The organism is Planococcus kocurii (genome assembly GCF_001465835.2).
Lineage (GTDB): Bacteria > Bacillota > Bacilli > Bacillales_A > Planococcaceae > Planococcus > Planococcus kocurii.
Window position 1 is genome coordinate 2,335,617 of sequence record NZ_CP013661.2, and the last position, 25,009, is coordinate 2,360,625.

Below are 25,009 nucleotides of genomic sequence, written 5' to 3' on the forward strand. Positions count from 1 at the left end.
GTCATGAAAACAGTATCCATTGGCTCATTAATCCTGGACTCTACTAAGACGATAGATGATGTGGAACTTGCATACGAACGTCTCGGAGATGAAACAGCTCCTGCGATCCTGATTTGCCATGCATTGACAGGTAACCAATACGCATTCGGTACTGAAAAAAATCCAGGGTGGTGGGCAGGATTAATCGGACCAGGAAAACCCGTGGATACAACTGTTTTTCAAGTGATTACCTTTAACGTACTCGGAGGCTGTCACGGATCGACGGGTCCTTTATCGAAAAATCCGAAAACAGGAATTCCTTACCGAGCTGACTTTCCAACATTGACGATACGTGATATGGTTCGAGCGGAATATCGTGCATTAAAAGAATTGGGAATTGACCACCTTGCAGGAGTCATTGGCGGTTCCCTTGGTGGAATGAAAACCTTAGAATGGGGAAACCTCTATCCAGATTTTACGGATGCGATTTTTCCGCTAGCTGTCACTCCCTATTACAGTGACTATGGAGTGGCGTTTAATCACATTGGCATATTGGCGATTGAAAGTGATGGGGATTTTAATAATGGAGACTATGCAGATGCGTCTCTTTTGAAGGGGTTTCATGTTGCTAGAATGGCAGGAATGGTTACTTATCGAAGCGGTCATATGTTCAATCGGCGCTTTGGTCGTAGTGGCGATGGCGAAGAATTTGATGTGCAGTCATATTTGAATTATCAAGGCAAGAAATTAGCCGGTCGTTTTGATGCCAATAGCTATGTATTACTGCTGAGAGCTATGAATACACATGATATCCAAGATGCTGTACTAGATGTTCCCGTCTATTCCTTATCTTTTACGCGCGATTTGTTGTATCCAAGTGAGCTAATGGCTCCGTGGCTTGAAAAACAAAAGACGGCAAGTTGGAAAATCGTTGAAACAGAATTTGGCCATGATGGATTTCTTGTTGAATTTGATAAATGGAGCGGATTTATCGAGAATAAGCTAAAAAGCCTAGTAGTGCCTGAGCTCACCAGATAATTAGTGAATTTCTGCTCGCACTGTTTCGCAAGCAAGACGTTGAAAATTATCTTCGATAACAAAAAGGCACCTAAAGGATACGCGTCCATTAGGTGCTTTTCTATGTGTACTAAAGTTAGTCTTCGTCTTTAATATCCACATCTTCTGGTATGGGCATAGTGCGCCATTCTTCTAGCGCTAGCTTGGCCTGTTCCAATTGTTGAAAATGCGCTTCAAATTGAGAGGTATTGATGATGTATTGTTCCCCGTCATGAACTGCGCGGATACGACCTTCTAATACGTAACGATTTACTTGTTCTTCGGGCATGGATAAAAAAGTGGCAGTTTCCTGGACTGTCATGTACATGGGATCTCCTCCTCTTTTCTTTTATTATAATAGAAGAAGACGGCTACCTCAAACCATTGGTGTCATCGTGTGTTCGTTAAAAAAGAATGTTAGTAGACGATGTTAATCATCAATTACCTTGTTTTCTTTAGAACTTTAACATCTAGACTTCGAACTGTTCGTTAATAAGAGTTTTTTTATGCGACTAAGGTTTTAATATATTAAGCGTTTAGCGATAGGAAAGTACGGGGATAGTACTAGTGAATACTATACAAAAAAAGGAGGACGACTGTATGAATGATATTGGTAATTCTTTTAGAGGCGTCGGATATACAATTATTGACTACATTCCAAATGTTTTAGGCGCGTTACTATTACTGCTTATCGCCTGGATTGTCGCAACAATTGTACGAGCCATTTTCACCAAAGGGTTAAAAAAAGCAGGTGCAGACCGGGCCATGGTCAAAGGACATATGGCGAAAACAAAAGAAAGTGCAGACAGCATGTTGGATTCCATAGGGAAAATTCTTTATTACCTCATTTTCATTTTGTTTATTCCGAGCGTTTTGCAAGCTTTGGATATGAACAACGTAGCACAGCCAATTTCAAATATGATGAACAAGTTATTGGCATTCCTGCCTAATCTGTTCATGGCCATCATCATTTTAGTCATTGGTTATTTTGTTGCCAAATTTGTGAAGAACCTTGTGTTCAGTCTTTTAACAGCGATAAATATTGATAAATGGTTCAATAAATTTACTAACAAAACAAGTGGTGCTTCGACAAGTACGACAAGAATGGACGCTGGAGACAAAGCAACTCTAGCTAATGTATTGGCTAATGTAGTGTTTGTTATCGTCTTGATTCCGATTTTGACCATTGCGTTAGAAACATTAAACATCCGTTCGATTTCTGAACCAATTGTCAATATGCTCAACCAAGTTCTAAACATGATCCCGAATATTTTCGTAGCGATCATCTTGATCTTGGTAGGTGTATTAATCGGTAAATTTGTAGGAGACTTGTTGATTAGCCTGTTGAACGGAACAGGTATCAATCGCTTCTCAACGTATTTGAACACAGACAAAACCAAAACACCGAGCATTGATATTGCGAACATCATTGGCAAAGTAGTACAGGCGATCATCATCATTTTCTTTACTGTAGAAGCTATGAATGTTTTACAGCTTGATGTATTAAACGGGATTGGTGAAGCCGTAATCGCATACTTACCACTTCTGATTAGTTCGCTAATTATTCTGGGTCTTGGATTAATCGGGGGAAGTGTGCTTGGGAACTACGTGAAGCAGTCTTCAGGTAACCGTTTCCTTGGTACAATTGTCAAATATGCGATTATTATTATCGCTGTATTTATGACACTTGACCAGTTGAACTTTGCAACAAATATCGTTAACCTTGCCTTCCTGTTCATTATTGCGGGACTTGCAGTAGCCTTTGCTATTTCCTTCGGTATGGGTGGACGTGAGTTTGCTAAACGTCAGCTTGAAAATCTTGAGAAGAAAATGGAAAAAGAGAACGACAAACCAAATCTATAAGATTATTTAAAAACTCCCAAAGCTACTTGTAGCTTTGGGAGTTTTTTATTGATTGGTGTGTATTTATGAGCATCCAATTATAAGACGATTAAATGAGTTCCCCATTCCCATTTTTGAGGGGTTTATTTAAGTGGAGAGATGAGTTTATGCTGGAATGCATAAATAACTGCTTGAGTCCGGTCATGAACTTCAAGTTTTGCCAAGATATTACTGACATGTGTTTTCACTGTTTTCAAGGCAATAAACAATTGATCGGCAATTTCTTGGTTGGTCAGACCATCAGCTAGCAACAACAAGATTTCCATCTCACGTTCAGTTAACTCGTCGTGTAGAACCCGTTCATGACGCATTTGCTTCATCATTTTTGTCATCACTTCTGGCTCAAGTACGGGAGTGCCATTCATCGTTTCACGAATCGAATCAGCAATCCGTGAAGCTTTTGAAGTTTTTAATATATAGCTAACGGCTCCGGCTTGAAGTGCAGGATAGACTTTGTCGTCGTCGAGAAAGCTTGTGACAATCATAATTTTGGCTTCTGGCCATTGATCAATGATGGCTTTTGTCGCTTCTGCACCATTCATAATGGGCATCACCATGTCCATTAGGATCAAATCAGGTCGCAAGTCCAATGCCAATTGCACGGCTTCTTGCCCGTTTGTGGCTTCGCCAGCAACTTCCATATCTTTTTGAGACTGCAAGTAAGCAGAGACACCTATACGGACCATTTCATGATCATCTACTAACAAGATTCGAATCATTAGGCTTCTTCCTTTCAATTGGAACTTTTACTTCCACAATGGTCCCTTCAGAAGGAACAGAAACAATTTTGCTCGTAGCACCAATTTCGATGGCGCGTTCTTCAATATGTTTAAGACCGTAAGAAGTCGATTTGGATTGTTCACTTTCAAATCCGACACCATTGTCTTGAATACGCAAAATCGCAAAATTATCGCGTTCAACAAACAAAATATGAACTTCGGTTGCTTTGGAATGGCGCAATGTATTGGATAAAGTTTCTTGCGCAATACGGAACAGATGATCTTCGGCTCCTTTTTGCAGGGGCACTTCTTCTAATTTATGATCAATCGTAAAATAGACTTTTTCTTTAAGTTCACTAACCAATTCAAACAATCCTTGACGCAAGCTTTTGTCGTGAAGAGCGGCGGGACGTAAATGCAAAAGCAGTGCGCGCATTTCCAACTGAGCTTGCTGAATCATTTTTTCTGTCTGCAACAGTCCAGGCTGCACCTCTTCGCTTTCAGTCATCGATGACAGCAGCATGGAAGCAGCAAAAAGCTGTTGAGAAACGGAGTCGTGAAGCTCTCTAGCAAGCCGTTGACGTTCCATAATTAAGCGCTCCTGGATAATCTGATCCTGCGTTTCTGCACGTTCATTGGCAATGCGAGTCAAGCTTTTACGCTGTGATTCTAATAACTTTTGCAATTTTAGAATGGAACTCGACAAATTGCGCGGCAAGGTTTTCATTTGGGCAGCTTGAACGACTGTTTTGTCTTCATTGCGCAAAAGGGCTTGGAAAATCTGTTCGATTTCCTGCACTTTTGATCGCGACAAAGATTCGGTCCACCATGATATGCCGACGGACAGAGCGAGCATCAGAACGAGCAACCAAATACCCAAAGGAAGGCCGGCGATAAAATCTTCCCACAGAACGGACCAGCTATTGAATGACGGCAAACCAAGCAAAGCAAATAGAATGCTGAAGATAATCAAGGCAAAGAGAGAGGTGAAAAACAGGCTGCGTGGCACAATCTGTCTCATCTACGAATCACCTCGACGTCCCCCATCCAAGTAGTCACGGATACAATCAACTCAGCTCTGTTGCCTTCGTCCGCAGGATAGCCGTCTTCCGCGTGAATGGTGGTATTGAGAATGCGTTGGCTATCCCCATTGAAAAAACGAGCTTCTCCCAAAAGTGTAGAATAAAAGACGCGTACCGGAACTTCATACGGCACGATAACTTGGACTTTTCCAAAACCTTGTCGTATGGAAATCAATGAAGGTTTTTTAGGTAAAACAGTATGTGTAGTATCTACAAGGATATCCCCGATAAAACCTTGCACATGAATGTCTTTCCACTCGTAAGATTCGATTGGCGTACTTTGAGCGGCCATTACTTTATTCTGGATTAGACCTGTATCTGCGGAACCTTGTAAAGGGGTGGTCTGAAGCCATGCTTGCCCTTTCCATAGACGAAGCAACAGGTAAATGGCAAGCCCGAAAATCATCAGTCTCAGACTCCACATAGACAAAATAGAAACGCCGATAAGAAAAGCACCTATCCAAAAATAGGATCTTCGGTATTTACTGGTGTTTCTCAGCGCATAGTAAAGAGTTCCGATACCAAGAAGAATCAAAAACACACTGCCATTTCCAAAAAAGGCAGCTTCGACGAATATTAATAATAAAGCACTTAGCAAAAAAAATGCTTGTCTGTTTGTTGGAAAATGTTGCATGGCTTTTGCCTCCTTCTTTGTATCAGAAAAAATGAGAAGAAGAAAAAACTTCTTCTCACTCTATTTTAGACAAGTTCTTTTGGAGTTGTGCTATTTTTTTCTAAAGAATCCAAACGACGTTCCATTGTTGAACGCTCATGCCGCTCTTCAACTTTAGCACCGAGTGTTGTGATGTATAGAGCCATGTCGTCAAAAGAGCCAATACGTTCAGCGACAAGTTCAGGACTTAGCACTTTGTCCATCTGGTGATGAGCACGCGTGGCATTTTCTTTGCCCATCAATTGCAGTTGCTTTACTTTCATGTCTTTTACTTTGTGTTTCATTTCTTCGTAGCGGTATTCTAAGCCAGTCAGTTCAGCTATGTTTTCACTTAAGTTGCTTTGCAATACTGAAACGCGAGTAGCGTAAGATTGAACTTCCATTTTTGCAAAATCAGCGAGATCAGACTCGCCTGAGGTTTGTGCTAATTCCAATTGTTCGTGGCGCTTAGTGAGCATGGCGGATGCTTCTGCCAATTCTTTCTCTAGTTTACCATTTAGCTGAGCTTGACGTTCAACCCATTTTCCAGTGGTGGTTGTCTGGTTTTCAGCTTCTGTAACGTAGCGATTCAATAGAACAAGTGGATTTTTCTCCTCTTTTTTTACGACGACGGCATCCAAGTCGGTTGCGACAGCAAATTTAAAACGTTCCCATAACGTTATCATATTCATTCTCTCCTTATTTAGTTAGTTTGTTCCATTGTTGTTCAAAGTTCATAAATGGATCGCTTTCTTTTACAGCTGTGACAGAAACGCTTTGGCCATTCCATTTGCGGTAAATCATCCACAATGCGACAAGGGCGGCGACGCCGATCAAAGCAGGTACATTCGAAATGGCTGCAATTCCTCCGATAATCCCTACAGCTACCCACCATACTTTCGCTAATGTCGAAGTGCTTTTTAAATAGTAATGCACCCCGGCGTAGACGATTAGTAAAGATACGGCCAATCCAATCATGTGTCCCAAATTGCTGAGTACGACGATTCCAGCAATGATGCCGAGCGTAATTAACCAAAATTTGTTCATCTTTTTTTGCCTCCTCGTTGATTTCTAAGTTAATTATACGAAGAGAATGAGTTTTTCAATACGGTCTCTGACTGCATCTTTGACTAGGTCTTGGGATGTAGAGTGAGCTAGTCCCGGGAGATGTATTTAATCGCACTTGGCCGGAGCTCCCGCTAGAAGCCAAGCAAAAACGCTACTTCGAGCTCTGCTTCGTCCTTGTGCGCGGTGGTGCTAGGGGCGAGGGAGAGTTGTTTTGTGAAGGATATGAGTTGGAATGCTATACTGTTTTTTATCACATTGAAAAAATGTATCTTTCGTACAGAGATTTATTTTAAAAGAAGAAAGAGGCGTTTTTATGAAAATAGTTGCGGGCATCGGTAGTTTCTTGTTGATTTATACAACGCTTGTTGCCTATTTGGGCTGGGCGGTTTATGTTTGGCTAATGAGTTTTTTAGAGGGTGTAAATCTGTGGATTTTTGCGGCTTTGTGGTTGGTGGTTGCCTATAGTTATGCAATTGGAAGAATCGGTCACAGATGGCTTGGATTTACGGTGCTAGGTTCTTATTGGTTCGCTTTTTTGCAGTATGCGATTTTGTTGATTCCTGTGGCAAATCTCATTGTGCTAGTGGTGGATTTAAAAAATGATGTGTTTGTTGTAGGTTCATTAACTGCCATTATGTTATTGCTGCTATTTAGTGTCGGCACTTACTTGGCTTACAGTCCGGTTGTTCGAAATCTTGAAATTACCGTAGAAGGTAAAGAGGCGGAACCTCTTCATATGGTCGTAGGTTCCGATTTTCACTTAGGGTTTTTATCGGGCAAGCGACATTTGCAACGTTTTGTTACTAAAACAAATGCGCTTGATCCGGATGTTGTCTTTTTAGCAGGTGATTTAGTGGATGACGATCCGGTCTGGTATGCGCGTTATGGCATGTCGGAAGTCATGGAACAGTTGAAACCAGCTCTGGGTGTTTACGGTGTGTTAGGAAATCATGAGTATTACGGCAAGAAAATTCCATTGCTCGTAAGACTAATGGATAAATCAGGTGTGAAAATGTTAAGAGATGAAACTATTTTAGTTGCGAATCGTTTTTATTTAACGGGACGTGAAGATCATACGAATGGCAATCGGTTGTCGTTGCTTGAGTTGAAACCTGAAAAAGACACGGTGCCTTGGATCGTAATGGACCATACGCCGGCCGATTTGAAAACGCCCAGAGAATTAGGCGCAGATTTGCACATGTCAGGCCACACACATAAAGGGCAGATGTGGCCGAATCATTTATTGACTAAACGAATTTTTGAACTGGATTACGGCTACCGTTTAATCGAAAAGACACATTTTCTTGTGTCTTCCGGATTTGGATTTTGGGGTCCGCCGTTGCGTATCGGAAGCCGTTCAGAGTTATGGTCGATAACGATGAATTTCCGTTCATCTTCTTAAGAGGAGTGTTGTTATGGAAGAATGGATTACCTCAGTCATGTCGGATTATGGCTATTTGGGTATATTTTTTCTAATTATGCTAGAAAACGTCTTTCCACCGATTCCGTCAGAAGTGATTTTAACGGTCGGCGGATTTATGACAACGACGACCACAATGACAATACCGGGAGTGATTTTAGCTTCAACTGCGGGCTCTGTCCTTGGAGCGGTAGTGTTGTACGGTGTCGGTTTATTACTAGACGTTGAGCGGCTGGAGAAAATCATAGATAAATACGGCAGTTGGTTGCGCGTAAAAAAGCAAGACATTCATAAGGCCGATAGCTGGTTTGATCGTTTTGGGGTTTGGACTGTATTTTTTGGCCGGTTAGTTCCTTTAGTGCGTAGTCTAATTTCAATTCCTGCGGGTATGTCGAATATGAAATTTGGACTGTTCGTTGGCTTTACGACGCTCGGCACCTTGTTGTGGAATACTGTTTTGGTGTTTATCGGAAGAGCAGTGGGAGACAACCGGGAACAAATTATGCATCAGTTTGGTCTTTATTCCAATGTTGTGTACGTCTTATTAGCGTTGAGTGTTGTCGTAGCTATTGGGTATTACATCAAAAAAATAAAAACAACAAACGAATAGGAAACTGCTGGCAATTGCCGGCAGTTTTTTAAATTGTTATAATTGTTTAATAATAGAGGATGGAGGATGGGTATGAAGCCAATCGTATTTATTACACAAAAGCTGCCGGATCAAGCAGTAGCTGAATTAGCAGAGCAGTATGAAGTTCGCATGTGGCCGGAAGAAGACACTCATGCACCGCGTGAGAGATTGCTTGAAGAAGCAAAAGAGGCGCATGCACTTTGGACGATGCTATCTGACCAAATAGACAACGAAGTGTTTAGTTCAGCACCGAACTTGAAAATCGTTAGCAACTTAGCAGTTGGCTATAATAACATCGACTTAGAAGCAGCACGGAAGCATGGTGTTACGGTAACCAATACGCCTGATGTTTTAACTGAGGCGACCGCAGATTTAACATTTGCTTTGTTACTTGCGACGGCCCGCAACATAATGGAAGCAGAAAAAACTGTTCGTTCGGGACAATGGAAATCTTGGACACCGATGGGAATGACCGGACAAAATGTTGGCGGTGCTACGCTCGGAATTATTGGTATGGGGCGAATTGGTGAAGCTGTAGCTCGTCGTGCTCAAGGTTTCGGTATGAATATCCTTTACCATAATCGTACGCGTAAAAGTCTTGAAGATGTTCGTTATGCTGAATTTGAAGAATTGCTGAAGGTTTCAGATTACGTGGTGATTTTAACGCCGCTGACACCTGAAACTAAAGGGATGATCGGAGCAGCCGAACTGGCATTGATGAAAGATACGGCTTGTTTGATTAATGTAGCTAGAGGCGGGATTGTTGATGAAACGGCCTTGTATGAAGCTTTGAAAGAACAGAAAATATGGGGTGCCGGACTGGACGTGTTTGAACAAGAGCCTGTACCACTAGACCATCCCTTACTGACATTGCCAAATCTTACGGTGTTGCCGCATATTGGCAGTGCCACGATTCAAACTCGTTTAGAGATGATGGCATTGAATGCTGAAGCCATTAAAGCATGTCTAGAAAACAAATCAGTAAAAAATAGAATCTGCTAACTAGTAGAAAAAGTGCAGCTGCTGTAATAGCTGCCTTTTTTGATTGGGTTATTTTAGCTGCCATTTATAAACTTAGGAAATTCGCGGATTATTCCAAAGCATCGCTAATTTAGACCAGCCTGAGCATTACTACTTAATAACTATATAAGCTGAATGAAAGAAACCAAATCTTCTACATCGCTGGCTGCTTTGGGCGAAGTAACTTGTTAAGTAAGAAGGTAGTGTCTATTTTTCCGTTAGTAACGGAAAGATATGGCACAAGCCTTTGGCAACTGGCACCGTGCCGTCCGATCGCGCCAGTTACATGATCCTCAACCTATGGATCCGAAAACACAGTTGGTTTGTGGAATAGTAACAAGTAGAAATCATGAGTTCAATCAATATAAAGTTGAAGTTTTTCGTTATTTGTTATAAAATGGTTGAGGTTTTTGTTGCTTTTTTGCTACAGAAGCAAATTGAAGAAATAGGAGGTATGATTCATGCAAAATCATACACACAATGTCTTACTGTATTATAAATACGTCGAGGTAGAAGATCCAGAAACCTTTGCTACCGAGCATTTGGCTGCTTGTAAGGAGCTAGAGCTAAAAGGTCGAATTCTTGTTTCTAACGAAGGAATTAACGGAACGTGTTCAGGAACAATTGAGCAAACGGAAGCATATATGAAAATGTTGAAAAGTGATCCACGCTTCTCGGATACAGCTTTTAAAATCGATGCTGCTGAAGGCCACGCGTTTAAAAAAATGCACGTGCGTGCAAAAAATGAAATCGTTCATCTTGGATTAGAAGAAGACATCAACCCGAACGAACTGACCGGCACTTATTTAGAACCCGTGGAATTTTATAAACAAATGCAAGAACAAGACACCATCGTTTTGGACGCGCGAAATGATTACGAATACGACCTTGGGCATTTCCGTAACGCGATTCGTCCAGATATTGAAAACTTCCGCGATCTGCCAGAATGGATGCGTGACAATAAAGAACAATTTGAAGGTAAAAAAATTCTGACGTATTGCACAGGCGGAATCCGCTGTGAAAAATTTTCTGGCTGGCTGAAAAAAGAAGGATACGAGGATGTTTCTCAACTTCACGGAGGCATCGTTAATTACGGCAAAGATCCTGAAGTAAAAGGTGAATTATGGGATGGACAATTATATGTATTCGACGAGCGTATTGTTGTACCTGTCAATCAAGTTGAACACGTCATTGTCGGCAAAGACCATTTCACAGGAGAACCTTGCGAACGTTATGTGAACTGTGCAAATCCTGATTGCAACGCGAAAATGTTGACTTCTGAAGAAAACGAACACAAATACATGCGTTCGTGTTCAGACGAGTGTCGCGAACATCCACGTAACCGTTATGCTTTCGAGCACGGGTTGACTGGAGAGCAAGTACAAGAACGTTTAAATGCATTAAAGGAAGTAACAACAATCTAATACAAAAAGCCTCCATAATTTTTGGAGGCTTTTTTGTATTAGAAATCTATATCAATCTTCTTCGTTTAACACAATAGTGCGACCTTTCAATTTCAATAGCAAAGGGATTAATAACCAAGCGGCAGCTACCATCAGTAGAATTAAAGACAGTGGCTTGGTAAAGAAAATCATGAAATCGCCATTTGAAATCGTCAATGCTCTGCGGAGATTATTTTCAATCATGGGCCCTAAAACCAAAGCTAAGACGAGTGGTGCCACAGGGAAATCGTTTTTGACGAGTACATATCCCAGTATTCCACAAGCAAGTAACAAGAAGAGGTCGAATGTGGTGTATTGGACAGCATATACACCAAAGAAAGAAATCGCTATGATGATGGGCAATAAATATTTTTTGGGGGTTTCAATGATTTTGGCAAATACTTTAACCAAGGGCATGTTCAAAATTAATAACATCAAGTTACCGACAAACATACTGGCGATAAGTCCCCATGCCACTTCAGGATGATCATCAAATAATAATGGACCGGGTTGAATGTTATACATGATGAGTGCTCCCATTAAGATAGCTGTGGTTCCAGACCCGGGTATGCCCAATGTTAAAAGTGGAATCATAGCACCACCAGATGCAGCATTATTGGCTGATTCAGGACCTGCAACACCCGCAATGGCCCCGGTGCCAAATTTTTCAGGAGTTTTGCTGAATTTTTTCTCGGCAATATAAGAGAAAAACGAAGCGAGCGTTGCGCCGGCACCAGGAAGTACACCGATAAAAAATCCTAAAAGAGATCCTCGCATAATTGGTTTTGCACTATCTTTTAAATCTTGTTTAGTAGGAAGGATTCTACCAATTTTAGCAATCGTACCATCTTCATGCTCGCGTTCTAAAATCGTTTTAAATACCTCACCTAGCGCAAACAAACCAACTGCGATTGTTAAAAACTCAAGACCCGAGTAAAGAACGGGTAAATCGTAAGTAAAGCGAGCAATTCCTGATACCGCGTCAATGCCGATTGTGCCAAGAATCAAACCGAAAACGGTCATCATTAAGGCTTTCGTCATCGATTTTCCAGCCAATCCGCTTACTGCGGCGAGTCCGAGTAACATGAGTGAAAAATATTCAGCGGGTCCGAATTGGAGAGCCACATTGGATAAAGGCTCTGCCAATAATACTAGACCAATCAAAGAAACAATTCCTGCCACAAATGAACCGATTGCTGCAATCGATAAAGCGGCTCCTGCTCTACCTTGGCGCGCCATTTGATAACCGTCAAGCGTTGTGACAACAGAAGAAGATTCTCCTGGTGTGTTCAAAAGAATAGAAGTAGTAGAGCCGCCGTACATCGCACCGTAATAAACTCCAGCCAATAGGATGATGGAACTTGCTGCAGCTGCTTCTGTCGGCATGCCGGAAGTGATTGTTGCAGTTACTGGAATAAGAAGAGCTACACCACTCATGGGTCCAATACCTGGCAATACACCAACAGCTGTTCCAATAAGGACCCCTACAAACGCAAAGAGAATGTTCTGCCACTGGAATGCGATGCTGAAGCCATCCATTAAAAATTGTAAAGTAGTCATTGCCATCCGCCTTTCGTTTTAAAATTCAGGGAATCCCGGTAATGAGCCGCCGAGAAATTCGGCGAAAAGATAGTAGACACCAAACGAAAATGCGGTGGCAATAATCAATGTGTGAAGCCATTTTCCACTTTCCATCGTTTGAAAGGCTATGACTAAAAATAAGAAAGTCGTAATGACGTAACCAAGTGTCTCTAAGAGAGCAGCATATAGAACAGCACTAAAGAAAATGATAAAAAACTTTTTGTATTTAATCGGTTCATCGTTTTTTGCAACGGCCTCGTAACGAAAAGTTTCATATAGCAAGCGAGCACTTAAGAGGATCAAAATAGTGCCTAAGCCGATTGGAAAGATATCGGGTCCGACTGCTGAACCGTAAGAACTCTCGGATATTCGCTGGCTTTCCATGACAAATAAAAGGCCGATTAGTAAGAAAATAATGCCAGCAAACCGATCGAAGGTTTTACTCATTGTCTTTCACTCCTTTTAAATTAGAAAACGGCCGAAGCCGCTGTTCTAATTACTTTTGCATATCAAGTGCAGTCAACAACTCAACAATCAATTCTTCTTGAGTTTGTAAATATTTTTCGAAATCCTCGCCGTTTTTGTATTCACTTTGCCAACCATTTTGCTCAAGTTCTTGTTTCCATTCCTCGCTGCCAGACATTTCTTCTAGTTTTTCTGACCAGTACTTGTATGCGGTATCTGACATGTCCTTAGGACCGAAAATACCGCGCCAAATCGTAAATTCAGTATCAATACCTTCTTCTTTGAATGTCGGGATTTCGCTTAAGTCACCTTCTAAACGTTCCGGAGAACTTACGGCCAATACTCGAACATCACCAGATTTCATGTATTCTCCAATTGTAGATGCATCTGTTGCGATGACATCTGCGTTATCGCCAAGCAATGCAGCTACGGCTTCGCCACCACCATCATAAGAAACGTATTTCACTGATTTTGGATCAATGCCATATTCAAATGCTGGTAAAATCCCTACCAAATGATCCATTGAGCCCGGAGCAGAACCACCAGCAAATGTAACCGCTTTTGGATCAGTCTTTACCGCGTCGAGAACATCGGTTAATGTTTGGAATTCAGAATCTGCACGAACAACAATCGCTCCATAATCACGTGTCAGTTGAGCCAGTGGTGTTGTATCCTTATAACCGTATGGACTGTTTCCTTCAGCTTTACTATTGTTGATTAGAATCGGTGGAGATTTAACCATAAGCATGTAGTCATTGTCGACTTCTTTCGTAGCGTATTCTGCCATATAAACGGCTCCACCACCTCCAGGTTTATTTTCGACCATAATTGATTCTTCAATGATGCCTGTTGTATTCATTGTTTTTGCAATAGAGCGCGCAGTCAAATCCCAGCCACCGCCCGCTCCAGAAGGGGCCACAATTGTTAGTCCACGTTCGGGATAATCGGGCGAACCAGCATCACTAGCTTGAGAATTTTCTTCAGATGAGCAGGCAGCAAGACCAACCGCTAACATACCAGCAAGAGAAACAGCAATCATTTTTTTGAACATATCATTCATCCCCTTTTATAATAGTAAAAAGACAACGCTTTCAGCGATGTCTTCAACTTATCAGAATATAGGGTGAATTCGATGTTTATTGTCATAAGATGGATACTGTGCATATTGTTAATACTGTTCATAAAGTTCACGGAGTGAAAAAATAGCGTCTTTCAGGTCTTCCAATTGTTCCATAAAGTAATTCTGCTCGGGCTTTCTGGTCTGCTGTTAAGTGTTCAAGATAACGGCGTGCAGTTGAACGGCTCATGCCACAGGCAGTTCCCATTTCTTCAGCTGTTATGCCAGTTGAAGAGATCGCCAGTTGTTCTTTTATTTTAATCATTGTACTTGGGTCTATGCCCTTGGGAGTAATCACTTGTTCCATATAAGCTTCGTGGTTTTTGTTCCATAACTGTTCGATCGATTGCTCATTCAAGGAATCGGATTTCTCAAGTGACATGCTTTTCGACTGATAGGCAAGAAGGCTTTTTTGAAAGCGATCAAAAGTCAGTGGTTTGAGCATATAATCAGAAACGCCGGCTCTAAAAGCTTTTTTGACAATGGCTGTTTCAGAAGCAGCTGTGATAAAAATAATATCGGACTCAGGGCTTTCAGATTTGATAAAAGGCAACAAGTCAGTACCTTTCATATCTGGTAAGAATACATCAAGCAAAATTAGTTGTGGCTTTAATACTTGTATCCAATCTTTTGCTTCAGCACCATTATGTGCAGCACCTATTACTTGAAATCCTTGGATTTTCTCAATAAAGCGCCTGTGTATGTCTGCAATCCGCTTGTCATCTTCAATAATGAGAATCTCAATCATCTTCATTTCCTCCGATCGGTATGGAAATAATAAACAAAGCACCACCAAAATCGCCATTCTCCATCGTTATTTCTCCTTGTAAATCGTGAACATTGCCATAAACTTTTACTAGGCCATAGCCGCGATCGTTGCCATTTTTTGTGGAAATCCGTTCTTTAAAAAGAGTGGAAAGAATGAGTGGATCCACCCCTTTTCCGCTATCTTCAACTTCAATCAAAATTTCATGGCCATTATCAACAAAGAGAAGCCTAACCAAACGTTCATTTTCAGGGAGATAGTCAACGGCTTCAAAGGCATTAGTTACAAGATTACCGAGAATCGAGACAAATAGGCTTTTTTCAAGATAGGAAGGAAGTTTTTCTAAATAACTGTCTTCATCCAGAAGAAATTTGACTTTTAACTCTCTGGCTTTGTTGAAAAGACCGATAACAATGCCACCAAGTAGAGGGTCTTGCAATCGATTCGTAACAAACTGAACGAGTGATTGCTGCTCTTTTGCTTCGCTATGGATGAGATCCATCGCTTCATCTAGTGAGTTTAATTGAATCAGTCCCGAAATCGTATAAAGGAAGTTGTGGTTTTCATGAGTTTGTGAACGGAGCAAGTCGGCATATTGCCTAATCTGAGTCAGTTCATTGCGAAGACCATCTAGGTCTGACTGCAACCGAAAACTAGAAACTGCTCCCGCGATTTCATCATTAATAACAATGGGGATACGATTAACAATCGTTTTCTTACCACGTATGGTCATGGGGCGATCTAATTGCTGCTCGCCTGTGAGCAGTACTTGAGGAAGTAAGGTATTGGGAAGTACTTCATCAATAAGTTGTCCAATAAGCTTTTTTTCTTTCGGCAACGATAAAACTTCATAGGCTGATGCATTAGCCATTGTGATTTCACCGCTTTTGTTGACCATAATGATGCCTTCTCTGACTGATTCGATTAATGTATTTCTTTCGATAAACAAACTAGCGATTTCGGCAGGCTCCAACCCAAATAATATCTTTTTAATATTTTTAGAGAGAATCATTGAAGCGACTCCTCCAATCGCAATCGCGATTAGCACAATAACAAGAATAGAATCCGCATATTGCATGAAAATAGAAGTCATGTCTGCTTTTAAAAAGCCTACAGAAATAACACCGATGATATTATTCTGCCCATCAACTATCGGTGCCTTTCCTCGAAGAGAAGGACCCAGTGATCCAACTGCTTCTGAGACATACGATTCGCCTTGAGAAATAGCGCGCTCGTTATCATCGCCAACCATTTTCTGACCAATCCGGTCTGGGAGAGGATGCGTATAACGGATTCCTTCTGCATTACCAATGACGACATATTCAGCACCAGTTTGTAGTTGAACTTCATCAGCTATTGGCTGAAGTGAGACATGAGGGCTGTCAGTAGCAAAGCCTTGCACTATATCTGGTCGATCGGCAGTGGTAACAGCAATATTCAAAGCACGTTTTCCCATTTGTTCTTCAATCGCTTCTGAAATCGTAAAATAAAACGATAATCCAGCAAAAATCATTATAAATGCTACAAATAAAGCTCCATATAAGAAGATCCTTCGCTGCAAGGGCATCTAAATATCACTCGTTTCCAATATGCTGTCATAGTTAATGGGCTAATTATATAGTCAATAATAGGAAAATTCCATGTTTTTTAAAAAAGAAAAAACGCAAAAGATTTTACTTTTGCGTCAGTTCTTCTTGCTGTTCTTCACATTCAAAGCAAATCAGTTCTCCGTCTACATAAACTCCATCCAAAAAACCATCCCGACAATAGATATCTTTGCCACAATTGCTGCACGGTCCGATGAGTTCACACATCTTGTAAGTCTTCTGCATAAATGTACATGGCGTCTTTGAGGTATTTAGCTAAGCCTTGGCCATGTTGATCAATGTTGCTTGCAAAGCGACTGTCTGACGCGTACAAATCGCCTAATCCACGGAACATTTTCGGCGAACAGTCATAAAAACGATTTAACAGCGTATAGTAAGCTTTCATTTCTTTTTGTACCGCTGGTGTTTGTGGAGGCAAGTGCATTAAGCTTGCGACCGTGTTGTAGATACGGTCTCCTTCACGATTGATTTCGTCCAAATCTTCCTCTTCTTTAGCAACTTGGACGGACTCACTAGAAGTTGAAGGCGATTCTTCGTGCAGTGCTGTTTCAAAAGGAGCAACGACAACAGCTGAATCTGATTCGTAAGCAGAAGCGATTTGAGAAGTTTCTACTTGCGCCACATCTGGGGAACCGATATCAGGCTTTTGGTATTGTTGAATCAGATTTTCAGCTTTACTGCTAGCAAATGCTGAAAAACGTTCTTGATCAGTCAAATTCTCTGAACCTTGTAACTCCCGCTGAGTCAATTGTGCAGTCTGAATCAGCTTTTCGATGCGCTGTTTTTTCTGTTGAAGTAATTCGATATGCTGAGCTAGTGCATATTCTCGGTCAAAACCTTCAGCGACAAGTTCTTGAATTTTTTTAAGTGAAAAATCCAGCTCTTTTAGGAATAAAATCTGTTGAAGCAATTTTAAATCTTGCCCATTGTAATAACGATAGCGGTTAGTTCCGATGTTAGACGGTTTTAGTAAGCCAATACTATCGTAGTGATGAAGCGTCCGCACACTAACACCGGCTATTTTTGCTACTTCTTGTACTTTGTACATTCTAATCACCTCTCTCTTTAAAATACACTATAACGCACCGTTAGTGTCAAGTATTTATAAGAAATGATGAGGAAATGTGTTGTTTCTTTTCTTACGGGGGTGAAGATCTAAGTTTGGGAGGAAGTTAAAACACATGTCTTATGACATGACTTTCACATCAATAAAATAAAAAATCAGATATTTCAGATATCTCCTATTATTTTCTAGATAACTGTGAAATAATGAAAGTGGAAGCGCTATCAAAGATAGGTAGTCGAGAGGGGTAATGGCGATGAAATTGACTAATTTTGTGGATGGTAAGTGGCAGCAGGCAGAACATGCGGAATTTAGGCCTGTTTTGAATCCCGCAAATGGGGAAGAGCTGGCGCAAGTTCGAATGTCTACAGCACAGGATGTTGACTTAGCAGTAAAAGCAGCACAAGTAGCACAAAAAAAATGGGCAAAAGTACCAGCACCTAGACGTGCGGATTATTTATATGAAATTGGTCGACTGATGAAAGAGCGAAAAGAACACCTCGCTCAAGTGTTAACGAAAGAAATGGGGAAAGTGATTGAAGAAGGTCGTGGTGAAGTACAAGAAGGAATTGACATGGCTTATTATATGGCGGGAGAAGGAAGACGCATGTTCGGCGAAACAACTCCGTCAGAACTGGCCGACAAATTCGCAATGAGCATCCGGTCACCAATTGGTGTCGTAGGATTGATCACTCCGTGGAACTTCCCTGTAGCAATTGCCACGTGGAAATCATTTCCTGCAATTGTTGGAGGCAATGCATTTATTTGGAAACCTGCAACGGAAACGCCAATGATGGCCTATGAGATGGCAAAGATTTTTGAAGAAGTGGGTCTTCCAGAAGGTGTCGCTAATATTGTTTTTGGAGCCGGCTCAGAAGTAGGCACAGCACTTATCGAACATGAAGGCGTAAGGGTTATCTCGTTTACAGGATCAACAGAAACCGGTCGCAAAGTAGCAGAAGCAGGAGGGCGCAACTTGAAAAAAGTATCTCTCGAAATGGGCGGGAAAAATGCCGTCATCGTTATGGAAGATGCTGATTTAGATTTAGCCGTAGAAGGTATTCTTTGGAGTGCATTTGGTACAGCTGGTCAGCGTTGCACAGCTTGTAGCCGTGTAATTGTTCATGCCGATGTAAAGCAAGAACTGCAGAAACGGCTGCTTTCGAAAATGGAAACTTTGACAATTGGAGATGGTACAGACGAAACCATCAAAATCGGACCGGTTATCAATCGAAAAGCAGTCGAAAAAATTCATTCCTATATTGAAATCGGCCAGCAAGAAGGAGCTACCTTACTGGTTGGTGGAGAGATTTTGACCGGCGGTATTTACGATAGAGGGAACTATTACGCTCCGACATTGTTCACGGATGTTAAACCCGAAATGCGCATTGCGCAAGAAGAAATTTTTGGTCCTGTTGTATCAATTATCGAAGTGGCAACTTTCGAAGAAGCAATTGATGTGAACAATGGTGTGATTTACGGGTTGTCGAGTTCAATTTATACAGCTGATGTAAATCGTGCATTTAAAGCGCAACGTGATTTAGATACCGGGATTGTCTACATTAATGCGGGAACGACCGGAGCGGAAATTCACTTGCCGTTTGGTGGAACTAAAGGGACTGGGAATGGTCACCGTGATTCAGGCGTTGCGGCATTGGACGTTTTTACAGAATGGAAGAGTGTCTATGTTGATTACAGTGGGAAGTTGCAACGTGCGCAAATCGATAACGAAGCTTGATTGAGAGGGGATGGGGAGATGAAAATCGTCGTATTAGGCGCAGGATTAATGGGCAAACAAGCAGCTAGGGATTTGGTTGCTGACGAGGCTGTGGAACACGTCTTTTTAGCAGATCGAAATACAGCTCAAGCTGAAGCATTCAAGGTGCAACTCGGCAATAACAAGCTAGAAGTATTCGAATTGGATGCTAGTGATGACGAGGCATTATCGGCAGCTATTTCAAAAGGGGATATCGTTATTAATGCGCTGTTTTATACTTTTAACGAAAAAGTAGCAGCCACTGCGCTCAAATGTGGTGTTCACTCCGTAGACTTAGGCGGCCATATCGGAGGTGCTACAGATGCAGTGTTAGAGATGCATGATGAAGCTCAGCGAAAAGGGGTTACGCTAATTCCCGATTTGGGCGTAGCACCTGGCATGATTAATATTTTAGCAGGGTATGGCGCCAGTAAACTCGACCAGGTTTCCGATATCCGGTTATTTGTTGGTGGAATTCCAGTTCATCCAGAACCACCATTAGAATACAACCACGTTTTTTCACTAGAAGGCGTGTTCGATCATTACACAGACAAATCGCACGTCATTCGTGAAGGGAAATTATTGGAGGTTGAATCTTTATCTGAAATTGAGCATGTGAAGTTTGAGGATTTTGGTGAACTAGAAGCTTTTCATACTTCTGGAGGAACTTCGACTTTGACGGATACTTTCAGTGATATCAATTCGTTGGAATACAAAACTTTACGTTATAAGGGGCATGCCGAGAAGGTTAAATTATTAGTTGATTTAGGTCTCACTAATCGAACGAAAACAGTGACTGTGGACGGAAGTGAAATAAAGCTTCGGTCTGTTTTAAAAGCCGTGCTTGAACCGATAACAGAGCTTGGAGACAAACAGGACGCGGTCGTCTTACGGGTAATGGTGTCGGGTATCAAAGCGGGAGAAGAAATCCGCTACGAATACAATATGGTAACGATTAAAGATCCTGAAACCGGTGTCACCGCAATGGCACGAGCTACGGCTTTTACTATTTCAGTCGTAGCGCAGATGATTGGCAAAGGCATAATAGACAAGCGAGGCGCTTATCCACCAGAAATGATCGTCCCTGGAGAAGAATATATAGCAGAGATGGCGAAACGTGGAGTGGCTATTAAAGAAACTGTTCATCGCTCAGCCCTTCAACAATAAAAAACTAGCGATGTCAGTCTAATTCAGCAGAAAGACTGACAACTATAAAAAAAGAGAGGATTCCTATCGGGTCCTCTCTTTTGACGTTCAAATAAGCAGTTCCCCCTTTTTTGGCACTAACATTTTCAAACTACTTGGAAGTATTTCGATGTCGAGTGGCGTTTTTAAATAAATTTCGCCGTCCGTATCGACATCCAATTCTGTATCGGTCGTGATGGAAATAGAGCGCCCCTGGTAATGAGCGACATGCTCCAATTCTTCTGTTGCAACTTCAGGCTGAGCTAATGAAAACCATTCCCGCAGTGCAGCCAAGGATGAGGTTTGGATAATAAATAAATCCAATAAACCATCAGCTGGGTCAATCGTTGCCAGCGGAAAGTTATGAGTGCCAATCGATTTGCCGTTCATAACCAGTACGAGAACACCTTCTTCAGCATAGCTAATCCCATCGATTTTTAAATGCATGGAAAATGGAGTGGCTTGCCGCATGGATTGCAGAGCGCTCATGAAATAACTAATTCTACCGTAACGTTCTTTTAAGAAAGGATCGATGTTAGAAGACGCATCGGTAATCAAACCGATTCCCGCGAAATTCAGAAAAGATCCTCCATTAATTCTCCCAGTATCTAACTCTTTGATTTCGCCGTTGATCAATTCCGATGCTGCTAAATCTAAGTCTAGCGGAATATTCAACGTACGCGCAAAGTCATTGCACGTACCGCTCGGCAAAATGGCAAGTGGCGCAGGTGACTCAATTGTCGATAAAGCCCGAACTGCAGAATGGACAGTACCGTCACCCCCCGCAATGAACAGAACATCTGCACGCTTCGCAGCAAGCTTGCAAGCTGTTTCAAATTCCTCTGGAGAGTGCGTCTGAATTATTTCGAGTGACTGAGATGCTTGAGACAAATGAGGTACAGCGAGTCTTAAAACAGCGTCTACCGTAGACGGTCCTGCATTGCCGTTATACAATAATACGGAACGATTGAATTTAGGCATGTCTCTTGCCCTCCTGTAAGTCTGTTTATCTTTATAATTCCACTAACACAAATTATATAAACTACAAAAGCGAGTAAAGCTGTATCTACTAAAGAAGAGGTGTCTACATGACCACGAAATTGTATTACCAGGATTCTGAAATTTCAACTGCAGACGTACGAGTAATGAATAGCGGCAAAGACGAAACCGGTTACTATGTCATTTTAAATCAAAGTTGCTTTTATCCAGAAGGTGGGGGGCAACCGGCAGATACGGGAGAGATTGGACCAGCCAAAGTAGTCGATGTACAGTCCGTGAAAGGTGAGATTCGTCATTACGTAGATATCCAGCTACCGGAAGAAAGTTTTTCTATCCAAATAGATTGGCAAAGAAGATGGGATCATATGCAACAACATGCGGGACAACATTTGTTGAGTGCGCTATTTGAAGATAGTTTAGGCTTAAAGACACAAAGCTTTCATCTAGGAAAAGAACGAGTTTCCATTGATTTGGATTTGGATACAGCAACAAACGCACAGCTTCAAGAAATTGAAAAAAAAGCAAATAACCTCATCGGACAAGGCCTGCCGATCTCTACGACATGGGTAAATGCTGAACAAGCTAAAGAACTAGCATTGAGAAAGCCACCAGTCGTGGAAGGGGATATTCGATTAGTTGAAATCGCTGGAATTGATTTGAACGCTTGTGGCGGAACGCATCCGAAAAATACAGCAAGTATTGGTCAGTTGAAAATTATTTCGACTGAGAAAGCAAAAGGCGGTATGCGTATTTATTTTTTATGCGGCAATCGTGCATTGCACTATTTTAATTTCCTAGTAGCAACGACTGATCAGTTAGTTGCACAGCTAAATGCTCCAACGGCAGAACTACCGAATGCAGCAGAAGCCCTACTCACAGACAAGGCAGTAGCTGACAAAGTGATAAAAAGTCTTCAAGAACAAGTGTTAAACTTAGAAGCAAATGCGATTTTACCAGATAATGGTGCCGTATCGAGAGTTTTCGAAAATCGTCCACTTAAAGAATTACAACAACTTGCTCGACTAGTGATCAGTCAGCATCCATTTTCAACGGTGCTGTTGATGAGCATGGCAGAAAATGACGTACGTTTCGTTTGTGCAAAAGGACAACAAGCACAAGGAGATATGCGGGAAGTGCTAAAGTCACTCTTAGCCTTGACGGAAGGCAAAGGCGGCGGAAATGCTCAATTTGCTCAAGGAGGCGGCAAGACTACTGAATTGCCAGAAACATTCATATCTATTTTTCGGAAGAATTAAAAAACGTTGAGTGAAATGTGTAACTTTTCCAGTGATTCCCTGTCTAATGAGAAAAGGGATGTCTGAAAGGGTGTGAAGTGTCATGAAGAAGAAAAAGATTTGGATCGTTGCTGTCATTGCCGCTGTAGCAATTGGTTTAGTAGTTATTTTTCTCAATGATAAAGTCTCTGTAAGTGCTTCCCCTGTTGTTTTAACAGAACAAGGGTGGAAGGCTAGCTTTTCTTCGCCGCTCCAACTAAAAGCCGTTGATAAGGGGGATGTCTACATTACGGATGCACAAGGCAAACGTGTGGAAGTTGAAATGCGCATTCAGAACAACGGCAAGACATTGGAAATACCAGAAATTACTACCGGCGAATATCAATTACATGTTAAAAAAGCTGCATTGAAAAACAGCTTCATGAAAAATTTAGTAGACACAGAAATCTTATTTGTTGTACAAGAGCAATTGGAGAAGTTGTCGGGTGAGAAAGAATTAACAGCTTATTTTGTGCGTTTATTGGAGATGCAACAAAATAACCAACAAAATGGCGGCGTTGTTTTAGAAAGTGGAGGAGAAGAGTCAGCAGAATCCACAGACACGGCGTCTGGTACTGGTATGGATGCAGAAAGAAGTTATTCGACTACTAACAATCAAGTGGAAGGGGTAGACGAAGCGGACTCGGTGAAAACGGATGGTTCGTATATCTATTCTATTAGTGAATCACGTGTCATTGTGACAGATGTTCAGAATCCAGAAAAAATGACTGTTGCAGCGGAGCTGTCGTTTAATGATGATATGTATCCCCAGCAACTATTCTTATCAGGAGACACATTAGTAGTCATGGGCAGTTGGTACTCAGCTCAACCAATCGATAATTTCCGTCTACCACATAACTACCGACCGCAGATGGGTGTTACTTCTGTCCATTTATACAACATCAGCAACCCAAAATCTCCTCAACTGCTTCGTGAGTTTGGAACGGAAGGGAATATGAGCGGCGCTAGGTTGACGAATAACATTCTTTACTTTGTTACAAACGTTTATCCCGATTATTGGATGCTAGAAGAACAAGAGAAGCCTGAACTTCGTCCTCATCAATATGATTCGAAGCATGGAGGCGAATTTGAACCTGTAGATTACGACAGCATTGCCATTTTGCCTGGAACGGCAGAAGGTAGCTATAGCGTCATCACAGCCATTGATTTGACGGCACCTGACACGAACGATATTTCAACAGAAGGATTTTTGGGTGGCAGTGACCAGCTTTATATGAACCAAGACCATCTTTATTTGACGGCACCTGTGTATGTTCCGTTAACGAATGAAAAACTACGTGATAGTCCGAGAATGGATGTTTGGCTCCCTCAGCAAGCGAATACAGAAGTCTTTAAATTCAATTTGAGTGGTGTAGATGTTGAGTTTTTAGCTTCTGCAGAAATAACCGGTTCCTTGCTCAATCAGTTTTCCATGGATGAATACGAGGGTCATTTCCGAGCAGCTACAACGGAAGGCGTTGCGTGGGACTTAACCAGCCCTTCAAAAAATCATTTATTCGTACTGGATGAGCAGATGAAGCAAGTGGGATCGGTGGAAGATTTGGCTCCCGGTGAGCGAATTTATTCAGCACGCTTTATTAAGGATAAGGCCTACATGGTGACATTTAAAGAAACAGATCCGCTTTTCGTCATTGATGTTTCGACTCCTGCTTCTCCAAAAGTACTTGGAGAATTGAAGATACCAGGCTTCTCTAATTATTTACACCCACTGGATGAAGATCACTTGATTGGTTTTGGCTATGACACAAAGCTAATACCTGTTAAGAACGGAGAACCGCGAGTAGTCGCAGGAGGAATGAAAATTTCCTTATTCGACGTCAGTGATTTTGCGAATCCACTAGAAAAAGACACTGAAATTATTGGAGGACCTGGAACATACTCTGCACTTCAATACGATCACAAAGCTTTATTTACTCATCAAGAGAAAAATCTATTTGGCTTTCCAATTAGTTTATATGATGAAACTACTGGTGAGTATGTAGAATTTGAAGGTGAAGGAGCATTGATTTACACAATTACTCCAGATGGTATTTCACAAACGGCAAGTTTAGTTGAACAAACGAATAATGAGTACGAAGATTGGCATTCAGCTATTCAGCGAATTCTCTATATTGATGAGGCGCTCTACACGATAGCTACTAGCGAAATCCATAGCTATGGATTGGAGACATTCGAACCAATCAGCGATTTGGTATTCGATTAAT

General features: G+C 41.5%; 24 protein-coding genes. 10 read left to right on the forward strand and 14 right to left on the reverse strand.

Annotated elements, in window-relative coordinates; genetic code table 11:
* Positions 1–3 precede the first annotated feature (3 nt).
* The gene (gene metX / locus AUO94_RS11515) at positions 4–1,017 is read left to right on the forward strand and encodes a homoserine O-acetyltransferase MetX (RefSeq protein ID WP_058384346.1); all 1,014 of its coding nucleotides are present in this window, start codon (positions 4–6) and stop codon (positions 1,015–1,017) included.
* A 115-nt stretch (positions 1,018–1,132) separates the two neighbouring features.
* Here metX and AUO94_RS11520 read toward each other — a convergent pair whose 3' ends face one another.
* Positions 1,133–1,363, reverse strand: a complete 231-nt coding sequence (locus tag AUO94_RS11520) for a helix-turn-helix domain-containing protein (protein WP_058384347.1) — start codon at positions 1,361–1,363, stop codon at positions 1,133–1,135.
* 272 nt (positions 1,364–1,635) lie between these two features.
* Here AUO94_RS11520 and AUO94_RS11525 point away from each other — a divergent pair, with 272 nt between their 5' ends.
* Positions 1,636–2,898, forward strand: a complete 1,263-nt coding sequence (locus tag AUO94_RS11525; protein ID WP_058384348.1) for a mechanosensitive ion channel — start codon at positions 1,636–1,638, stop codon at positions 2,896–2,898.
* 122 nt (positions 2,899–3,020) lie between these two features.
* Here AUO94_RS11525 and AUO94_RS11530 read toward each other — a convergent pair whose 3' ends face one another.
* The 5 genes from AUO94_RS11530 to AUO94_RS11550 all read right to left on the reverse strand — a co-directional run bounded on the left by AUO94_RS11530 (position 3,021) and on the right by AUO94_RS11550 (position 6,437).
* Positions 3,021–3,656 (reverse strand): response regulator transcription factor, encoded by a 636-nt coding sequence (locus AUO94_RS11530; protein ID WP_058384349.1) that lies wholly within the window; start codon positions 3,654–3,656, stop codon positions 3,021–3,023.
* Positions 3,631–4,677, reverse strand: a complete 1,047-nt coding sequence (locus AUO94_RS11535; RefSeq protein WP_058384350.1) for a sensor histidine kinase — start codon at positions 4,675–4,677, stop codon at positions 3,631–3,633. Before AUO94_RS11535 ends, AUO94_RS11530 begins: the two co-directional genes overlap by 26 nt.
* Positions 4,674–5,372, reverse strand: a complete 699-nt coding sequence (gene liaF / locus AUO94_RS11540) for a cell wall-active antibiotics response protein LiaF (RefSeq protein WP_058384351.1) — start codon at positions 5,370–5,372, stop codon at positions 4,674–4,676. Before liaF ends, AUO94_RS11535 begins: the two co-directional genes overlap by 4 nt.
* A gap of 65 nt (positions 5,373–5,437) precedes the next feature.
* The gene (locus tag AUO94_RS11545; RefSeq protein WP_058384352.1) at positions 5,438–6,076 is read right to left on the reverse strand and encodes a PspA/IM30 family protein; all 639 of its coding nucleotides are present in this window, start codon (positions 6,074–6,076) and stop codon (positions 5,438–5,440) included.
* Positions 6,077–6,089: 13 nt separating this feature from the next.
* Entirely contained in the window at positions 6,090–6,437 is a 348-nt protein-coding gene (locus AUO94_RS11550) for a lmo0954 family membrane protein (RefSeq protein ID WP_058384353.1), read from the reverse strand.
* Positions 6,438–6,771: 334 nt separating this feature from the next.
* On the opposite strand from AUO94_RS11550, the gene AUO94_RS11555 reads away from it, so the two are divergent.
* The 4 genes from AUO94_RS11555 (at position 6,772) to trhO (ending at position 10,953) form a co-directional block, all read left to right on the forward strand.
* Entirely contained in the window at positions 6,772–7,860 is a 1,089-nt protein-coding gene (locus tag AUO94_RS11555; RefSeq protein WP_058384354.1) for a metallophosphoesterase, read from the forward strand.
* A 13-nt stretch (positions 7,861–7,873) separates the two neighbouring features.
* Complete coding sequence (locus tag AUO94_RS11560; protein ID WP_058384355.1) at positions 7,874–8,488, forward strand: DedA family protein; 615 nt, start codon at positions 7,874–7,876, stop codon at positions 8,486–8,488.
* A gap of 72 nt (positions 8,489–8,560) precedes the next feature.
* Positions 8,561–9,511: a 2-hydroxyacid dehydrogenase gene (locus AUO94_RS11565; protein ID WP_058384356.1), complete on the forward strand. Its 951-nt coding sequence runs from the start codon at positions 8,561–8,563 to the stop codon at positions 9,509–9,511.
* 479 nt (positions 9,512–9,990) lie between these two features.
* On the forward strand, positions 9,991–10,953 hold the full coding sequence (gene trhO, locus AUO94_RS11570) for an oxygen-dependent tRNA uridine(34) hydroxylase TrhO (RefSeq protein ID WP_058384357.1): 963 nt from the start codon (positions 9,991–9,993) through the stop codon (positions 10,951–10,953).
* Positions 10,954–11,004: 51 nt separating this feature from the next.
* On the opposite strand, the gene AUO94_RS11575 is transcribed toward trhO, so the two are convergent.
* The 7 genes from AUO94_RS11575 to AUO94_RS11600 form a co-directional block, all read right to left on the reverse strand.
* Positions 11,005–12,531, reverse strand: a complete 1,527-nt coding sequence (locus AUO94_RS11575; protein WP_058384358.1) for a tripartite tricarboxylate transporter permease — start codon at positions 12,529–12,531, stop codon at positions 11,005–11,007.
* A gap of 18 nt (positions 12,532–12,549) precedes the next feature.
* Positions 12,550–12,999 (reverse strand): tripartite tricarboxylate transporter TctB family protein, encoded by a 450-nt coding sequence (locus tag AUO94_RS11580; RefSeq protein ID WP_058384359.1) that lies wholly within the window; start codon positions 12,997–12,999, stop codon positions 12,550–12,552.
* Positions 13,000–13,048: 49 nt separating this feature from the next.
* On the reverse strand, positions 13,049–14,068 hold the full coding sequence (locus AUO94_RS11585) for a Bug family tripartite tricarboxylate transporter substrate binding protein (RefSeq protein ID WP_058384360.1): 1,020 nt from the start codon (positions 14,066–14,068) through the stop codon (positions 13,049–13,051).
* Between the two features lie 136 nt (positions 14,069–14,204).
* Positions 14,205–14,882, reverse strand: coding sequence for a response regulator (locus AUO94_RS11590; RefSeq protein ID WP_418054989.1), 678 nt, complete (start codon positions 14,880–14,882; stop codon positions 14,205–14,207).
* Positions 14,875–16,413, reverse strand: a complete 1,539-nt coding sequence (locus AUO94_RS11595) for an ATP-binding protein (RefSeq protein ID WP_058386840.1) — start codon at positions 16,411–16,413, stop codon at positions 14,875–14,877. The genes AUO94_RS11590 and AUO94_RS11595 overlap by 8 nt, the downstream gene beginning before the upstream one ends.
* Before the next feature lie 160 nt (positions 16,414–16,573).
* Entirely contained in the window at positions 16,574–16,714 is a 141-nt protein-coding gene (locus AUO94_RS17430; RefSeq protein ID WP_169793175.1) for a hypothetical protein, read from the reverse strand.
* A complete protein-coding gene (locus AUO94_RS11600; protein WP_058384362.1) occupies positions 16,707–17,555 on the reverse strand; it encodes a MerR family transcriptional regulator in 849 nt (282 codons plus the stop codon). Before AUO94_RS11600 ends, AUO94_RS17430 begins: the two co-directional genes overlap by 8 nt.
* A gap of 271 nt (positions 17,556–17,826) precedes the next feature.
* On the opposite strand from AUO94_RS11600, the gene AUO94_RS11605 reads away from it, so the two are divergent.
* Both AUO94_RS11605 and AUO94_RS11610 read left to right on the forward strand, forming a co-directional pair.
* The gene (locus AUO94_RS11605) at positions 17,827–19,308 is read left to right on the forward strand and encodes an aldehyde dehydrogenase family protein (RefSeq protein WP_058384363.1); all 1,482 of its coding nucleotides are present in this window, start codon (positions 17,827–17,829) and stop codon (positions 19,306–19,308) included.
* Positions 19,309–19,326: 18 nt separating this feature from the next.
* On the forward strand, positions 19,327–20,493 hold the full coding sequence (locus tag AUO94_RS11610; protein ID WP_058384364.1) for a saccharopine dehydrogenase family protein: 1,167 nt from the start codon (positions 19,327–19,329) through the stop codon (positions 20,491–20,493).
* An 87-nt stretch (positions 20,494–20,580) separates the two neighbouring features.
* Here AUO94_RS11610 and AUO94_RS11615 read toward each other — a convergent pair whose 3' ends face one another.
* Entirely contained in the window at positions 20,581–21,492 is a 912-nt protein-coding gene (locus tag AUO94_RS11615; RefSeq protein ID WP_058384365.1) for a diacylglycerol/lipid kinase family protein, read from the reverse strand.
* A gap of 107 nt (positions 21,493–21,599) precedes the next feature.
* Between AUO94_RS11615 and AUO94_RS11620 the strand changes: the two genes are divergently transcribed.
* On the forward strand, positions 21,600–22,766 hold the full coding sequence (locus AUO94_RS11620) for an alanyl-tRNA editing protein (protein WP_058384366.1): 1,167 nt from the start codon (positions 21,600–21,602) through the stop codon (positions 22,764–22,766).
* An 82-nt stretch (positions 22,767–22,848) separates the two neighbouring features.
* On the forward strand, positions 22,849–25,008 hold the full coding sequence (locus AUO94_RS11625) for a beta-propeller domain-containing protein (RefSeq protein ID WP_058384367.1): 2,160 nt from the start codon (positions 22,849–22,851) through the stop codon (positions 25,006–25,008).
* The last annotated feature ends 1 nt before the right edge of the window (position 25,009 follow it).

Bases quoted from the DNA above. Each gene is read 5' to 3' on its own strand.
- AUO94_RS11625 (WP_058384367.1), top strand. From the start codon at position 22,849: ATGAAGAAGAAAAAGATTTGGATCGTTGCTGTCATTGCCGCTGTAGCA.
- AUO94_RS11550 (WP_058384353.1), bottom strand. From the start codon at position 6,437: ATGAACAAATTTTGGTTAATTACGCTCGGCATCATTGCTGGAATCGTC.
- AUO94_RS11575 (WP_058384358.1), bottom strand. From the start codon at position 12,531: ATGACTACTTTACAATTTTTAATGGATGGCTTCAGCATCGCATTCCAG.
- liaF (WP_058384351.1), bottom strand. From the start codon at position 5,372: ATGCAACATTTTCCAACAAACAGACAAGCATTTTTTTTGCTAAGTGCT.
- AUO94_RS11620 (WP_058384366.1), top strand. From the start codon at position 21,600: ATGACCACGAAATTGTATTACCAGGATTCTGAAATTTCAACTGCAGAC.
- AUO94_RS11535 (WP_058384350.1), bottom strand. From the start codon at position 4,677: ATGAGACAGATTGTGCCACGCAGCCTGTTTTTCACCTCTCTCTTTGCC.
- AUO94_RS11590 (WP_418054989.1), bottom strand. From the start codon at position 14,882: ATGATTGAGATTCTCATTATTGAAGATGACAAGCGGATTGCAGACATA.
- AUO94_RS11545 (WP_058384352.1), bottom strand. From the start codon at position 6,076: ATGATAACGTTATGGGAACGTTTTAAATTTGCTGTCGCAACCGACTTG.
- AUO94_RS11610 (WP_058384364.1), top strand. From the start codon at position 19,327: ATGAAAATCGTCGTATTAGGCGCAGGATTAATGGGCAAACAAGCAGCT.
- AUO94_RS11600 (WP_058384362.1), bottom strand. From the start codon at position 17,555: ATGTACAAAGTACAAGAAGTAGCAAAAATAGCCGGTGTTAGTGTGCGG.
- AUO94_RS11525 (WP_058384348.1), top strand. From the start codon at position 1,636: ATGAATGATATTGGTAATTCTTTTAGAGGCGTCGGATATACAATTATT.
- AUO94_RS11605 (WP_058384363.1), top strand. From the start codon at position 17,827: ATGAAATTGACTAATTTTGTGGATGGTAAGTGGCAGCAGGCAGAACAT.
- metX (WP_058384346.1), top strand. From the start codon at position 4: ATGAAAACAGTATCCATTGGCTCATTAATCCTGGACTCTACTAAGACG.
- trhO (WP_058384357.1), top strand. From the start codon at position 9,991: ATGCAAAATCATACACACAATGTCTTACTGTATTATAAATACGTCGAG.
- AUO94_RS11595 (WP_058386840.1), bottom strand. From the start codon at position 16,413: ATGATTTTTGCTGGATTATCGTTTTATTTTACGATTTCAGAAGCGATT.
- AUO94_RS11560 (WP_058384355.1), top strand. From the start codon at position 7,874: ATGGAAGAATGGATTACCTCAGTCATGTCGGATTATGGCTATTTGGGT.
- AUO94_RS11555 (WP_058384354.1), top strand. From the start codon at position 6,772: ATGAAAATAGTTGCGGGCATCGGTAGTTTCTTGTTGATTTATACAACG.
- AUO94_RS11585 (WP_058384360.1), bottom strand. From the start codon at position 14,068: ATGTTCAAAAAAATGATTGCTGTTTCTCTTGCTGGTATGTTAGCGGTT.
- AUO94_RS11530 (WP_058384349.1), bottom strand. From the start codon at position 3,656: ATGATTCGAATCTTGTTAGTAGATGATCATGAAATGGTCCGTATAGGT.
- AUO94_RS11565 (WP_058384356.1), top strand. From the start codon at position 8,561: ATGAAGCCAATCGTATTTATTACACAAAAGCTGCCGGATCAAGCAGTA.
- AUO94_RS11615 (WP_058384365.1), bottom strand. From the start codon at position 21,492: ATGCCTAAATTCAATCGTTCCGTATTATTGTATAACGGCAATGCAGGA.
- AUO94_RS11580 (WP_058384359.1), bottom strand. From the start codon at position 12,999: ATGAGTAAAACCTTCGATCGGTTTGCTGGCATTATTTTCTTACTAATC.
- AUO94_RS17430 (WP_169793175.1), bottom strand. From the start codon at position 16,714: ATGTGTGAACTCATCGGACCGTGCAGCAATTGTGGCAAAGATATCTAT.
- AUO94_RS11520 (WP_058384347.1), bottom strand. From the start codon at position 1,363: ATGTACATGACAGTCCAGGAAACTGCCACTTTTTTATCCATGCCCGAA.